The organism is Micromonospora sp. CNZ303 (assembly GCF_004345505.1).
The window spans coordinates 95,901-109,885 of record NZ_SLVT01000016.1 but is presented as its reverse complement, the minus strand read 5'-3'; the positions used below and the strand labels follow the sequence as shown (position 1 = coordinate 109,885).

General features: G+C 72.8%; 14 protein-coding genes. 6 read left to right on the top strand and 8 right to left on the bottom strand.

The window, feature by feature from the left end:
* Positions 1 to 222: 222 nt before the first annotated feature.
* Positions 223 to 2,163, top strand: coding sequence for an anthranilate synthase family protein (locus EV374_RS23485; protein WP_132238860.1), 1,941 nt, complete (start codon positions 223 to 225; stop codon positions 2,161 to 2,163).
* A gap of 123 nt (positions 2,164 to 2,286) precedes the next feature.
* On the opposite strand, the gene wrbA is transcribed toward EV374_RS23485, so the two are convergent.
* Both wrbA and EV374_RS23475 read right to left on the bottom strand, forming a co-directional pair.
* Positions 2,287 to 2,904: an NAD(P)H:quinone oxidoreductase gene (gene wrbA / locus EV374_RS23480; protein ID WP_132238858.1), complete on the bottom strand. Its 618-nt coding sequence runs from the start codon at positions 2,902 to 2,904 to the stop codon at positions 2,287 to 2,289.
* A 324-nt stretch (positions 2,905 to 3,228) separates the two neighbouring features.
* Positions 3,229 to 3,618 (bottom strand): DUF4190 domain-containing protein, encoded by a 390-nt coding sequence (locus EV374_RS23475; RefSeq protein WP_132238856.1) that lies wholly within the window; start codon positions 3,616 to 3,618, stop codon positions 3,229 to 3,231.
* A gap of 127 nt (positions 3,619 to 3,745) precedes the next feature.
* On the opposite strand from EV374_RS23475, the gene EV374_RS23470 reads away from it, so the two are divergent.
* Positions 3,746 to 4,855, top strand: a complete 1,110-nt coding sequence (locus tag EV374_RS23470; protein ID WP_132238854.1) for a winged helix DNA-binding domain-containing protein — start codon at positions 3,746 to 3,748, stop codon at positions 4,853 to 4,855.
* 171 nt (positions 4,856 to 5,026) lie between these two features.
* On the top strand, positions 5,027 to 5,761 hold the full coding sequence (locus EV374_RS23465) for a YsnF/AvaK domain-containing protein (protein WP_132238852.1): 735 nt from the start codon (positions 5,027 to 5,029) through the stop codon (positions 5,759 to 5,761).
* Positions 5,762 to 5,820: 59 nt separating this feature from the next.
* Here EV374_RS23465 and EV374_RS23460 read toward each other — a convergent pair whose 3' ends face one another.
* Genes EV374_RS23460 through EV374_RS23445 form a run of 4 tightly spaced genes read right to left on the bottom strand, consistent with a single transcriptional unit; the run spans position 5,821 to position 10,205 of the window.
* Positions 5,821 to 7,026: a sn-glycerol-3-phosphate ABC transporter ATP-binding protein UgpC gene (locus EV374_RS23460; protein WP_132238850.1), complete on the bottom strand. Its 1,206-nt coding sequence runs from the start codon at positions 7,024 to 7,026 to the stop codon at positions 5,821 to 5,823.
* Between the two features lie 9 nt (positions 7,027 to 7,035).
* Positions 7,036 to 7,869, bottom strand: coding sequence for a carbohydrate ABC transporter permease (locus EV374_RS23455; protein ID WP_121400801.1), 834 nt, complete (start codon positions 7,867 to 7,869; stop codon positions 7,036 to 7,038).
* 1 nt (position 7,870) lies between these two features.
* Complete coding sequence (locus EV374_RS23450; RefSeq protein ID WP_132238848.1) at positions 7,871 to 8,869, bottom strand: carbohydrate ABC transporter permease; 999 nt, start codon at positions 8,867 to 8,869, stop codon at positions 7,871 to 7,873.
* Positions 8,870 to 8,915: 46 nt separating this feature from the next.
* On the bottom strand, positions 8,916 to 10,205 hold the full coding sequence (locus tag EV374_RS23445; protein WP_132238846.1) for an ABC transporter substrate-binding protein: 1,290 nt from the start codon (positions 10,203 to 10,205) through the stop codon (positions 8,916 to 8,918).
* 231 nt (positions 10,206 to 10,436) lie between these two features.
* Between EV374_RS23445 and EV374_RS23440 the strand changes: the two genes are divergently transcribed.
* Positions 10,437 to 11,015, top strand: coding sequence for a mycothiol-dependent nitroreductase Rv2466c family protein (locus EV374_RS23440; RefSeq protein ID WP_132238844.1), 579 nt, complete (start codon positions 10,437 to 10,439; stop codon positions 11,013 to 11,015).
* Between the two features lie 168 nt (positions 11,016 to 11,183).
* On the opposite strand, the gene EV374_RS23435 is transcribed toward EV374_RS23440, so the two are convergent.
* Positions 11,184 to 11,624, bottom strand: a complete 441-nt coding sequence (locus EV374_RS23435; protein WP_132238842.1) for a hypothetical protein — start codon at positions 11,622 to 11,624, stop codon at positions 11,184 to 11,186.
* Between the two features lie 213 nt (positions 11,625 to 11,837).
* Here EV374_RS23435 and EV374_RS23430 point away from each other — a divergent pair, with 213 nt between their 5' ends.
* Together EV374_RS23430 and EV374_RS23425 are read left to right on the top strand one after the other, a co-directional pair.
* Positions 11,838 to 12,269, top strand: coding sequence for a hypothetical protein (locus EV374_RS23430; protein ID WP_132238840.1), 432 nt, complete (start codon positions 11,838 to 11,840; stop codon positions 12,267 to 12,269).
* Between the two features lie 47 nt (positions 12,270 to 12,316).
* Entirely contained in the window at positions 12,317 to 12,592 is a 276-nt protein-coding gene (locus EV374_RS23425; protein ID WP_132238838.1) for a hypothetical protein, read from the top strand.
* Positions 12,593 to 13,132: 540 nt separating this feature from the next.
* On the opposite strand, the gene EV374_RS23420 is transcribed toward EV374_RS23425, so the two are convergent.
* On the bottom strand, positions 13,133 to 13,840 hold the full coding sequence (locus tag EV374_RS23420; RefSeq protein WP_132238836.1) for an HAD family hydrolase: 708 nt from the start codon (positions 13,838 to 13,840) through the stop codon (positions 13,133 to 13,135).
* Between the last annotated feature and the right edge of the window lie 145 nt (positions 13,841 to 13,985).

Sequence of the window (13,985 nt, the reverse complement as noted above, 5' to 3'; positions counted from 1 at the left end):
GGCGTCCCAGCGCGTGGGCCGTACGCCCGATCGGCTTTCCGGTGCCCGCGCGGGGCCGTAGGGTGATCGCATGCCCGCGCACCTGTCCTGCTGGTGGCCCGCCGACCCGGCGGCCATCCCCCGCGCGTAGCTTCCCACGCGGCCGCCCGACGAGGCGGCCGCCGGTCTCTCCCCGGCCCTCCCGGTCGCCCCGCCGGGCGCCGCCCGGCCCGAGGAGACCCGATGACCCACCTGACCGAGTTGCTCGCCGCCGTCGCCGGCGGCGGCGACCCCGGCCCGTTCGCGCTCGTCCGCCGCGAGGGCGCCGCACACCTGGAGCTGTTCACCGGCGCGGTACGCACGGCGGGCCGGCTCGCCGACCTCCCCCTGCCCGGCGGGGTGCCCGGCCCCCGGACGCTGGCGCTGGTGCCCTACCGGCAGATCACCGAGCGGGGCTTCGCCTGCGTCGACGACGGCGTCCCGCTGGAGTTCCTCGAAATCGACCGGCACGAGCGGGTCGCCCTGGCCGAGGCGCTCGCCGCGCTGCCCGACGTGCCCGTGCGCACCGCCGACGCCGCCTTCGACATCACCGACGACGAGTACGCCGCCACCGTCGGCCGGGTGCTCGCCGAGGAGATCGGGCGCGGCGAGGGTGCCAACTTCGTCATCCACCGCTGCCTGCGCGCCACCGTGCAGGGCCCGCCGCTGGTCGCCGCGCTCGCCGCGTTGCGCCGGCTGCTGCGGGGCGAGCGCGGGGCGTACTGGACCTTCCTGGTGCACACCGGCACCCGGATCCTGGTCGGGGCCAGCCCGGAGCGGCACGTCAGCGTCGACGACGGCCTGGTCATGATGAACCCGATCAGCGGCACCTTCCGGCACACCGGCGCGGGCGCCGACCGGGCCGCGCTGCTGCGTTTCCTCGCCGACCCCAAGGAGGTCGAGGAGCTGTACATGGTGCTCGACGAGGAGCTGAAGATGATGGCCACGGTCGCCGAGCACGGCGGCCAGGTGGTCGGGCCGTATCTCAAGGAGATGTCCCACCTGGCCCACACGGAGTACCTGCTCGCCGGCCGGGGCACGAAGGACGTGCGGGAGGTGCTGCGGGAGACGATGTTCGCGCCCACGGTCACCGGCAGCCCGATGGAGAACGCCTGCCGGGTCATCGCCCGGCACGAGGGCACCGGGCGGCGCTACTACGCCGGGGTGCTGGCGCTGCTCGGCCACGACGACGCCGGCCGGCAGAGCCTGGACGCGCCGATCCTGATCCGTACCGCCGAGATCTCCCCCGCCGGCGAGCTGCGGGTGCCGGTCGGGGCCACCCTGGTGCGGCACTCGACCGCCGAGGGCGAGGTGGCCGAGACGCACGCCAAGGCGGCCGGCGTGCTGGCCGCGCTCGGCCTCGGCCCGCAGGCGCCCGCCGGTGGCCCGGAGCCCGCCGTACGCCTCGCCGACGACCCGCAGGTGCGGGCCGCGCTGGCCGCGCGCAACGCGCCGCTGGCCCGGTTCTGGCTCGACCAGCGCTCGCCGGGCGCCGGTGGCCTGCCCGGGCTGGCCGGCCGGCGGGCGCTGATCGTCGACGGCGAGGACACCTTCACCGGCATGCTGGCCCACCAGTTGGGCGCGCTCGGCCTGGCCGTGACGCTGCGGCCGTGGCACGCCGCCGGTGCGGTGGACGGCCACGACCTGGTGGTGGTCGGCCCCGGTCCGGGCGACCCGGGCAGCACCACCGAACCGAAGATGCGCACGATGCGCGGGCTGCTCGCCGGGCTGCTCGCCGAGGGCCGGCCGACCCTGGCCGTCTGCCTGGGCCACCAACTGCTCGCCGGCCTGCTCGGGCTGGCGCCGCACCGCCGGGACGCGCCCTACCAGGGGCTCCAGCGGGAGGTGGACGTCTTCGGCACGCGCCGGCGGGTCGGCTTCTACGCCACCTTCACGGCGCGCGCCGACGCCGACCGGCTGGACACCCCGTACGGCCCGGTGGAGCTGGCCCGGGACGCGGCGGACGGCGCGGTGCACGCGCTGCGCGGGCGCGGGTTCGCGGGGGTGCAGTTCCATCCGGAGTCCGTGCTCAGCCCCGACGGCGTGGCCGTCCTCGCCGACCTGCTGGGCGGGCTGCTGCCGGCGCCGGCGGGACGACCGTCGACGGCGCACGGCAGGTTTTCGGGAACGGCCGAGCGTGCATAGCCGCCCCGATCGGGGGTAGGGGTGCTGCGACCGGCGGCCCGGACGGGTCGAGAGCCCCCGTCCGGGCCGCCGGTCGCACCGGTACAGCCGACCTACCGCAGCGCCGGTACCGGCGGCGCCGGGTCAGCCGGCCAGGCCCGCCTTCAGCGCCGCACCGATCCGCACCGCGCGCTTGGCGGTCAACGCGGTGGCACCGAGCGCGATGTCGTCCGGCGCCGTCTCGCCGTTGTTGCTGGTGTGCGAGGCGCCGTAGGGGTTGCCGGCGACGAACTGGCTCGGGTCGGTGTAGCCGGGGGTCACCACGATCCCGCCCCAGTGGTAGAAGACGTTGAACATCGACAGCAGCGTGGCCTCCTGCCCGCCGTGCGAGGTGGCCGTCGAGCAGAACGCGGAATAGACCTTGTCCGCCAGGGCGCCCTGCGACCACAGCGGCCCGGTGGTGTCCATGAACTGCTTGAGCTGGGCGGCCATCACGCCGTACCGGGTCGGGGTCCCGAAGATCACCACGTCGGCCCACGACAGGTCGTCCAGCTGCGCCTCGGGGACGTCCTGGGTCTCCATCTGGTGCGCGTGCCAACCCGAGTTGGAACGGATCGCCTCGTCCGGCGCCAGCTCGCGCACCTTGCGCAGCCGCACCTCGGCACCCGCCTCACCGGCGCCTTCGCACGCCGCCTGCGCCATCTGGTACGTGATGCCGGTGGCGCTGTAGTAGATCACCGCGACCTTGGTCTGGGCAGCCATCGGGTGTTCCCTCCTCATGTCGGGTCAGCTCCCGCGACTACCCGATGTTTGCGCCGTCAAACGGTCACCCGGGATCACACGCCCGACCGGGGCTTCGTGGACCTGCTCGTCGTGCACAGCCGGCTGTGACGATCCCGCTGCCGTCGGTAGCTCAAGATGTCCGCAAGTTTCGATCCGTTCCGGTGCCGGTCGGCCGCCGTACGGCAATGCTGGTGCCACGGCGCCGGCGGGCCGGCAACCGCCCGGCACCGGCCACCCTGAACGGGGGATCGCGCTGCGCCGGCAACGTCGCCGGCGAAGCGCGATCAGGTAAGCACCCGGTCGTCAGTCGTCGAGGCGGTCGCGCAGGTCGTCGACCTCCTGCTGGATCCGGTTCACGCCGCCCTCGTCGTTGAGGAAGGTGGTGATCCCGGCGGCGAAGGCCAGCCCGATCAGCACCGCCAGGGCGCTGAGCACCAGCCCGCCGATCGCGACGCCCCGGCCGGTCACCCCGGGCCGACCGGCCATCCTGAGCCCGACGATGCCCAGGATCACGCCGACGATGCCGAGCAGCAGGCCGATCCAGGACAGGATCACGGTCAGCACGCTGATCAGCGCGGCCACCCCGAAGACCAGTGCGAAGGCGGCGGCGGCGCTGGTCTTGGCGGCCGGGCCGCCACGGCCGGCACGGGTCGGTACGCCGGCACCCCGGGCCGGCTCGCTGGACGCGGTCATGTCGCTCCCTCCGGGCGCGCGGACGGCACGCCTGCTGGCCGGCCGCTTTCCCGCCGCGACGGCGGTCATGCGTCGGATGTCGGAGGTCGGCCCTAGGCTGGTGCCCCACCCGAGCGGAGGAGCCCCCATGCCAGCGGAGCTGACCGGGCGCGAGGCGCTCGCGCTGCGGATGACCGGCCTACTGCTCCGCCCGCATCCCACGGCGGCGGTGGGCGGGGTCGAGGACGTCGTGGGGTGGTTCGGGGCCATGCAGGCGCAGGACCTGGCCAGCGGCATGTGGTCGCTCGGGGTGCGGCTGCCCGCGCTCGGCCACGCCGAGGTGCACGCCGCGCTGGAGCGCCGGGAGGCGCTGCGCACCTGGCCGATGCGGGGCACCGTGCACCTCGTGCCGCCCCGCGACGCCCGCTGGATGCTGGAGCTGACCGGCGTACGCTCGCTGGCCGGCGCCGCCACCCGCCGCGCGCAGCTCGGGCTCAGCGAGACCGACGCGGACCGCGCGCTCGACGTGCTCGGCGCCGCGCTGGCCGGCGGCGGCCGGCTCACCCGGGCGCGGTGCCTGGCCACGCTGGAGGCGGCCGGCATCGACACCGGCGACCAGCGCGGCTACCACCTGCTCTGGTACGCCAGCGTCCGCGGCGTCACCTGCCTCGCGCCCAACGTCGGCACCGAGCAGACCTTCGCCCTGCTCGACGAGTGGGCGCCCGAGGCGCGCCGGCCGGAGCGGGACGAGGCCCTGGCGATGCTCGCCCACCGCTACGTCCGGGGGCACGGGCCCGTCACCGCCCGGGAGTTCGCCGGCTGGACGGGCCTGACGCTCACCGACGCGCGCCGGGGCCTCGCGGCGGCCGGCGACGCCCTGACCGTGGTGCGGGTCGACGGGCAGGAGGCACTCGTCGACGCGGCCCTGCTCGACGCGCCCCGCAGGCCGGTCGACGACCTGCTGGTGCTGCCCGGCTTCGACGAGTACCTGCTGGGCTTCAGGGACCGCTCGCTGATGCTGGATCCCGCCCACGCCGAGGCGATCGTGCCGGGTCGCAACGGCGTGTTCCAGGCCACGGTCGTCCAGGACGGGCGGGTCGTGGGCACGTGGAAGCGCACGGTCGGCAGAAACCGGGTGACGGTCACGGTGTTCCCGCTGGTGCCCTTCGACGAGCGGAGCCGGGCCCGTGCGGCGGGCGCCCTGGGCCGTTACGCCGATTTCCTGGGCCTGCCGCTCCGGATCGACTGGCCCGCCTGACCGGCGGGCCCGGGCGCGCCCGTCCCGCGGGCCCCACAGGTCCCGCTGGCCCCAGTCGCCCCGCCGCGCTCGCCCGCTTCCCGGCGCTGCTCCTATCCGTCCAGCCGTCGACGAATCCGGGCCGGCCGGCCGGGTATCCGGGCCGTGAACCGAGAGGGAGGTATGACGACCATGAGGCTCAACGAACAGCAGGCCAACTCGCTGTACGGACAGGACGTCAAGGACCGCTCGGGGTCGAAGATCGGGAGCGTGGGTCAGATCTGGGCCGACGCCGCCGGTGAGCCGACCTGGGTCAGTGTGAAGACCGGTCTGATGGGCCACAAGGAGTCGATGGCTCCGCTGGAGAAGGCCCGGATCACCGACGGCGGGCTCGCGGTCGACTACGACAAGTCCACCGTGAAGGACGCCCCGGCCGTGGACGCCGGCACCGACCAGCCGCTGGACACGGATCAGATCGAGCAGCTCTACGCCCACTACCGCCTGACGCCGCAGGCACCGCCGAAGGCTGACCGCGGACGGACGCCGGCGGCCGGCGAGGACCTGATCCGGTCCGAGGAGCGGATGCGGGTCGGCACGGAGAGCCAGCCCGCCGGCACCGCGCGGCTGCGCAAGTACGTCGTCACCGAGGACGTGCACACCACCGTGCCGGTCGAGCACGACGAGGTGCGCGTGGAGCGGGAGCCCATCGCCGCCCGCGACGCGCGTGGCATGCGCGCCGACATCGGCGAGGCCGAGCAGGAGATGACCCTGCGGGCCGAGCGGCCGGTGGTCGGCAAGGAGACGGTGCCCGTCGAGCGGGTCCACCTGGCCAAGGAGGAGATCGTCGAGGAGCAGCCCATCGACGACCAGATCCGCCGGGAGCGGGTGGACGCGGACATCCCGGAGCGCAGCCGGCGACGCCGCTGACGCTGACACGGCGACGGGCGGGTGGGTCGGTTCGACCCGCCCGCCCGTCGCGGCGTACGTCAGTCGGCGAGCGCGCCCGCCGCCCGCCCCTCGTGCAGGGTCAGGTTGCGCCCGTCGGACGGGTCGAACAGGTGAATCTTCTCCAGGTTGAACCAGACGCGCCGGGTCTGTCCCTCCTCGACCGGGGACTCGGCGGACAGCCGGGTCACCAGGCTGGCCCCACTGCCGCTGAAGTCGGCGCCCGCGTCGGCCGCCAGCTCCTCCAGTTCGGCGGCGCTGGCCCGCTCCCCCTCGACGCTGAAGTAGACGTACTTGTCGGAGCCCATGGACTCGACGATGTCGACCGGCGCCTCGAACTCCGCGCCCCGGCGGCGGGTGTCGTCGTCGATGAGCGCGGCGTCCTCGAAGTGCTCCGGCCGGATGCCGAGGATCAGCTCGCGCGGGGCGTCCGCCCCCTCCAACTCGCGCCGGATCCGCTCACCGATCGGCACGTCGCCCAGCGCCGTACGCAGCGTGCCGTCCTCGATGGCGGCGTGCAGGAAGTTCATCGACGGCGAGCCGATGAAGCCGGCGACGAAGAGGTTGCGCGGGTGGTCGTACAGCTCCTGCGGCGGGCCGACCTGCTGCACCGCGCCGCCCCGCATGATCACCACGCGGTCGCCGAGGGTCATCGCCTCGGTCTGGTCGTGGGTCACGTAGACGGTGGTGGTGCCCAGCTTCTTCTGCAGGCGCGACACGACGGTGCGCATCTGCACCCGCAGCTTGGCGTCCAGGTTGGACAGCGGCTCGTCCATCAGGAACGCCTTCGGCTGCCGGACGATCGCCCGGCCCATCGCGACCCGCTGACGCTGGCCGCCGGAGAGGTTGGCCGGCTTGCGGTCCAGCAGCGCGGACAGCTCCAGGACCTTCGCCGCCTCCTCCACCTTCCGGTTGATCGTCTCCTTGTCCAGCTTCGCCAGCCGCAGCGGGAACGCCATGTTCTCCCGCACGGTCATGTTCGGGTAGAGGGCATAGGACTGGAACACCATCGCGATGTCCCGGTCCCGGGGCGCCTTGTCGTTGACCCGCTGGCCGCCGATGCGCAGCTCGCCGGAGCTGATGTCCTCCAGGCCCGCGATCATGTTGAGGGTGGTGGACTTCCCGCAGCCGGACGGGCCGACCAGGATGACGAACTCGCCGTCGGCGATCTCCAGGTCGACGTCGGCCACCGCGACGGTCCCGTCCGGGAACTTCTTGCTCACCTTGTCGAGCACGATGTCAGCCATGAGTACCACCTATCCCTTGACTGCGCCGGAGGTCAGGCCGGAGACGATGCGGCGCTGGAAGAAGAGGACGAACAGGATGATCGGAACGGTGATCACCACGGCGGCGGCACAGATCGCCCCGGTGGGGTCCTCGAACTGCGACTCGCCGGTGAAGAACGACAGCGCCACCGGCACCGTGCGCGCCCGCTCGGTGGAGGTCAGCGTGATGGCGAAGAGGAAGTCGTTCCAGCAGAAGATGAAGACCAGGATCGCCGTGGTGAACAGTCCCGGCGCGGCGAGCGGGGCGATGACCCGCCGGAACGCCTGGGCCTGTGTGGCGCCGTCCATCTTCGCCGCCTTCTCCAGGTCCCACGGGATCTGCTTGAAGAACGCCGACAGCGTGTAGATCGCCAGCGGCAGCGCGAAGGTGATGTACGGCAGGATCAGGCCCGGCCAGGTGTCGAAGAGGCCGAGCTGCCGCTCGATCTCGAACAGCGGCGACACCAGGGACACCTGCGGGAACATCGCGATCAGCAGGGAGACCCCGACCAGCAGCCGCTTGCCGGGGAAGTCCAGCCGGGAGATCGCGTACGCGGCCATGGCGCCGAGCACCACGGCGATCACGGTGGCGATCAGCGCGATGCCGATCGAGTTGACCAGGGCCCGGACGAACTGGTCGGTCTGGAAGATCGTCCGGTAGTTGTCGAGCGTCCACTCCTGCGGGATGAACTTCCCGTCGGTCAGGGTCGCCGGCGTCTTGAACGACAACGACATGATCCAGAGCACCGGCACCAGCGCGAAGACGACCACGATGGCGTCCAGCAGGCCCCAGCGCAGCTTGGCCCGGGTGGTGGTGTCAGCCATCTCAACGCCTCTCCCCGTCGTCGCTGCCGGGGGCAGCGGTACCGAACAGCTTCACGAAGACGAAGGCGATGATCGCCACGGTGAGGAAGATCAGCACCGACATCGTCGACCCGATGCCGAGGTTCAGGCCCCGGATCAGGTTGTTGTAGGCGAGCATCGACACCGACGAGGTCTCGTTGCCGCCGGCGGTCAGCACGAAGATGTTGTCGAACACCCGGAACGCGTCGAGGGTGCGGAACAGCAGCGCGACCAGGATCGCCGGCTTCATCACCGGCAGCATCACCTTGGTGAAGCGCTGCCACGAGGTGGCGCCGTCGGTGGAGGCGGCCTTGAGCAGGTCCTCCGGCACCAGGGCGAGGCCGGCCATCAGCAGCAGCGCCATGAACGGCGTGGTCTTCCAGATCTCGGCCAGCATGATGATCGCCAGCGAGCTGGCCCGCTCGGTCAGGGGCGCGCCGTCGCTGAACAGGTTGGCCAGGTAGCCCGTGCCCGGCGTCCACGCGTACCGCCAGGAGAAGGCCGCGACGACCGTGACGATGCCGTACGGGATCAGCGCGGCGGTCCGCACGATGCCCCGGCCGACCAGCGTACGGTGCATGATCATTGCCAGTCCCATGCCGAGCACCAGCTCGACGGCGACGGTGACCACCGTGATCAACGCGGTGACCCCGAAGGCCGTCCACCAGAACTCGTTGGTGAGCACGGTGGCGTAGTTCTCCAGCCCGACGAACTCGCGCTCGGCGGGGAAGCGCAGGTCGTAGCGCTGTAGGGACAGCCAGACCGAGTAGATGATCGGATACGCGGTCACCAGCACCATGACCAGCGCGGCGGGTGCGCAGAGCAGCCAGCCCAGCCGGCGCTCCGCCTTCTTGTTCTCGCTCAGCGGGGCCTTGCGGCCCCGACCGGCGCGCTGGGCCGGCACCTTCGCGTCCCGGCCGGGCCGGGCGGCCGTCTCGTCGGCGGCCACGTCGGCGCCCGCCGGCGTGGCGTTGACGCTCATGCCGCCACCTCCGGGCGATCGGCGTCGAGTCGCCGGGTGCGCTGGCTCACGGCAGGACCCCCTTCGATTCGAGGGCGTCGGCGATGGCGTCGCGCAGCTCGTCGGCGGTCTGCTCGGGCCTGATCGCCGACGGCGGCGACAGGATCGCCGACATGACGGTGGAGATGCTCTGGTACGCCGGGGTCAGCGGACGGACCGCCGGCTCCTTGAGCTCTTCGAGGATGGTGTCCCGCATCGGGTACGCCTCGGCCATCTCCGGGTCGGCGTAGACCTTCTCGATGGTCGGCGGCACGCCGTCGTTGACCGCGGAGAACTTCTGGTTCTTCTCGTTGCGGATACAGCGGGCCGCCTCGAAGGACTCCTCGGGGTGCTTCGAGTAGGCGCTGACCGCCATGTTGATCCCACCGATGGTGACCTTGCTCGGCGTGTTCTCGTCGACGCCCGGGACACGGGCCCAGCCGACCTTCTTCGCCAGCTCCGGGTCGGCCTCCTGCAGCGCCGGGTAGACGAACGGCCAGTTCACCTGGAACGCGCCGTCGCCGGACTGGAACTCCAGCCGGACCGGGTCCTCGGTGGCGTTGCTGAACGACGGCGACGTCACGCCCGACGTGGCGAAGCGCTGGAGCTGCTCCAGCGCCCGCACGGTGCCCTCGTCCATGACGGCCTGCTTGCCGTCGTCGCTGAGGATCTTGCCGCCGGCGCTTTCGGCGAGGGTGTTGTAGAGGACGACGAGGCCCTCGTACTGGGCGCCCATGGTGAGCACCTGGTGCGGCTTGCCCTGCTGCTTCAGCTCCTGGGCGGTGGAGATCATCTGGTCCCACGTCTTCGGCGGCTGCGGCACGAGGTCCTTGCGGTACCAGAGCAGCTGGACGTTGGTGTTCTTCGGCGCGCCGTAGAGCTTGTCCTCGTAGCGCGCCGTCTCCAGCGGGCCGGCGAGGGTGCCCTGCTCGACCTCGGCCCGGTCCTGTCCGGTCCACTCCCTGATCCAGTCGGCGCTGGCGAACTCCTGGGTCCAGGTGACGTCGAGGCCGAGGACGTCCATGCCGCTGTCCTGCGCGGCCAGCCGGCGGACCATCTGCACCCGCTGGTCGTCGGCCTGCCGGGGCAGCACCCGGTAGGCGATCTTGTAGCGCCCCTGGGCCTGCGCGTTGCAGTCGTCGACGACCTTCTGCAGGTTCTGCTCCGGCGGGTAGTACAGGTTGATCGTGGGTGTGCCGCCGTCCCCGTCGGAACCGCAGGCGGCCGCCATCGGTGCCACCAGCGTCAACGCCGCGGCGGCAGCCACCGCGCGCACGCGTGGCCGCCGTCGGCGTCCGGCCTTGTCAGGGTCGCTCATCACCCCTCCCCTCGTGTCGGCCAAGACCGGGGAGAGGCTCCGCGCCCCGGCGCACGGCGAGCCGTTCGGGCCGTCTGACCAGCGGTTGCGTCGCCCGGACGTTTCGTGGCCCCAACACTGCCCGACCTGCGAAGTTGCGAAACCTGACGCTGCCGGGACGGCACCGACGGCACCGGCTGTGGCGCGGATCACCGCCGTGCGGGCCGGCCCGGTCGCCCGTAGGCTCGGCCGATGGACGCCACCTTCTTCCTCGACCCGGCCTGCCCGTGGACCTGGCGCACCTCCCGCTGGCTCGTCGCGGTCGCCGACGCCAGGGGCCTGCACATCGAGTGGCGGGCGTTCAGCCTGGCCATCCTCAACTCGGGCCGGGTGCCGCCGGAGTACGCCGACGCGATGACCGCCTCCAGCCGGGCGCTGCGGCTGGTGGAGGCGCTGCGCGCCGAGGGCCGCCACGACGACGTCGCCCGGTTCTACGCCGAGGTCGGCGCCCGCAGCCACGACGCGGGCAACCCGCTGTCGGCGAAGATCGTGGACGCGGCCGTCGAGGCGGCGGGCCTGCGAGAGGCTGCGCCGGCGCTCGACGACGACCGCTGGGACGAGGCGGTACGTGAGTCGCACGCCCTGGCGTACGCCTCGGCCGGCCCGGACATCGGCGCGCCGGTGCTCATGGTCCCGGGCGCCGAGCGGGGCATCCACGGCCCGATCCTGACCGAGGTCCCCGGCACCGACGACGCCCTGACGATCTGGGACTCGCTGCTACCCCTGATCCGGATGCCGGCCTTCCACGAGGTCAAGCGCGCCCGCCACTGACCTGCGGCGTCGCCTTCCCGGGCCTGTGGCAGTCCCCTGCCCCGCGCCTGCCGCCGTCGCCCGCCCCGGGCCTGCCGCCTCGCCCTCCCGGGCATGCGGCCGTCGGCTGTTCGGGTCTTCCCGGGCGAGGCGCCTCGCCCGGTCGGCGCGGCCGGCCGGCCGGCCCTGTCAGGGCCCGCCCCGGCGACGGCTGGTCATCGCGCGCACCAGCAGCAGCACCCAGCCGATCGCGGCGAGCACGCCGGCCCCCGCCAGCCCGGAGAAGAGCAGCCAGGTGTCGCCGCCTCGGACGGCGAAGACGCCCCTGCGGGCGCCGGTGTCGCGGGCCGCCACGGTGGTCCCCTGGGTCAGCCGGTCCGGCCCGTCGTAGACGATGACGTCGTGACGCGGTGCCCCGCCCCCGTCCGGGACGAAGTCGCCGTACCAGACGCAGTAGCGGCTGCACCTCTCGTGCAGGGCGGTGAACGTGCCCGCCGTGCCGCCACCGGACTTCGCCTGCCAGGCCGGGGCGACATCGGGTACGCCGAGGGCCAGCCCGAGGAGGGCGAGGAAGGGAAGCCCGGCCCAGAGCAGGACCTTCCTCCCCCAACCAGCCGCTCCACCCGCCACGACCACACCGTAACAAGATCGCCCCACCCCCGTCCCCGCCTGGTTGATCATGAGGTTGGCGTGGCGGTCCGTCCTTTTCTTCGCGACCCAACCCCATGATCGGCGTCGGGCGCCCCCGGGCCGGTCGGTCCGCCCGATCGGTGGGTTCTCGCGGGAACCCCCGCCGCCGCCGGCTGCGTTGGGCAGGATCGTTGCCAACGAGGAGGTGTCGTCGTGCAGGACACCCGCGCTCTCGCCCTGACGTTCGAGGTGAGTGGCCTGCCACCGGTCAGGACCGAGGCGCTGTCCGTCTTCGCCGCCGGGCACCGGCAGGCGGCGAGGGTCCGCGCCCTGCTCCAGGCGGCCTGCGAAGCGGCCCAGCGCACCGGCTGGACGCCGCTGTCGGGGCCGATCGAGGTGGACCTCGTGCTGCGCTGCCCGCCCGGGCACCGCAGCTCCGACGCCAGCACGCTGCTGGGCGGGGTGTGCGCGGTGCTCCAGGACAAGAAGCGGGTGGCCAGCATCGGTCTGGCCCACCTCGGCGTCCTGGTGGACGTCGCCCTCTACGACGACGACCGGCAGATCCGCCGGCTGTCGTACGCGCAGGAGCCGGCGGAGGACTTCTCGTACCGGGTGCGGGTGGCCGCCGTACCGCACGTTGTTTGACCGACGGCCGTGGTGGGGTACCGCGGACGCCGACGAAGGGAGCGCCGATGTCGGAGCCACATGTCACGCTGGACCCTCGCGGGCTCGATCCCGTGCAGCAGAAGCTGCAGGGCCCGCTGGAGGACCAGCTGACCTCGGCGTTGCAGGCCGCCACGGAACGGGTCAGGGCCGGCTATGCCGGCGAGCCGGTGGAGCAGGTCTGCCAGCGGCTGCTCGACGAGACGCGCTTGGGGCTGCACCCCGACATCGCCGCCGGCTTCAACCCCGACATGGACGAGTTCTGCCGGGTGGCGGTGGCGATCGTGCGTGGCGAGGTCTCCTGAGACGCGGTCGGCACGGGCGGTTCGTCTCCGACGGCTTCCGCCACCCGGGCTCGTCGGGCACCGTCGCCCCGAGCTAGTTGGACCCCGCCGCACGTTCCTCGGACGCCGAGGGTGTCAGGACCGGGGCCGCAACTCCCCGGTCCTGCCCCCAGCCGTCCGGCGTCGTAACGGACGCACCGCGTGAGCGCGTGGGCGTGGCACGCCGCCCACGCCGGGCTCGACGCGGCGAGCCTGCCGCCTGCACTCAGCTCCGTGTGCCCGGCAACCGGACTTCGGCACGCTCCCGACCCACCCCGAAGGGCCGTGAGCGCCGAATCAGGCTAGGCGTGCCGCCGGGGCCCGGACAAGGACGAGCCGGGCCGAGGCGGCGTGATTGATGTCAAGGTGGAAAAGCGGCATGTCGACGTAACACGCCCCCCGGGGCCAACGCTGTTTCCCGTCGAGGCGACCATTGTGTCCGGTGCGCCGCCGCCGCTCCCCGGCGGCCCGGCCGCGGCTCCCGGCGAGGCGGTCGTGGCGCCCCGGCGGCGCGCTCGCGGCTCAGAAGTGGCGCAGCAGGTCGGGAAACGCGGACAGCCGCAGCACGCCCGGGTCGGCCGGGTCCAGCTCGTCGTGCTCCAGCACCCAGGTGTTGTCATTGGGGATGAACACAGCGTTCAGTCCGGCGGCGCGGGCGGGCAGGATGTCGGACTTCGGGGAGTTGCCGATCATCCAGGTGACAGCGGGGTCGACGCCGTGCTCCCGGACCAGCCACCGGTAGGTGTCGACGTCCTTCTCCGGCACGATGTGCGCGGCCCGGAAGTGGTGCAGCAGACCGCAGGCGTCGAGCTTGCGCTGCTGCTCCTCGCGCTCGCCCTTGGTCAGCAGCAGCAGGTGGTGCCGGGTAGCCAGGACGTCCAGCGCCTCGGCCACCCCGGGCATCAACTCCACCTGGTGCGCGACCAGGGCCGCCGCCAGCTCCTCGATCTCGCGCCGCTCCGCCTCGGTCGCGGGCCGCTGCCGCAGCCGTTCCAGGCACTCCCCCAGGCTGCGCAGGAACACCTTGCTGCCGTAGCCGTGTGCGACCGCGTTGGCCCGCTCGATGTCGTCCAGGATGGCCCGGGTCTCGGCCCGGTCGAGGGTCGGATGGTCCAGCCATTCCAGGAAGTCGTCGATCACCCGCTCGAACAGGACGTTGTTCTCCCAGAGCGTGTCGTCGGCGTCGAAGACGAGCACCTGCCCGTCGCGGCGGCGAATCAAGTTCCCCATGCCTCCCCTGCCCGCCCCGCGATGCGACTCCGGGCCGCGCTGCGGAGGCGCACATCTGATCTTGGACAGTTACCGTGCGGTGCGCACCGTAACTGTCCAAGATTCCGAGCGGCAAGCGAGTTGCGCGCGGTCGACAGGGCGGCGG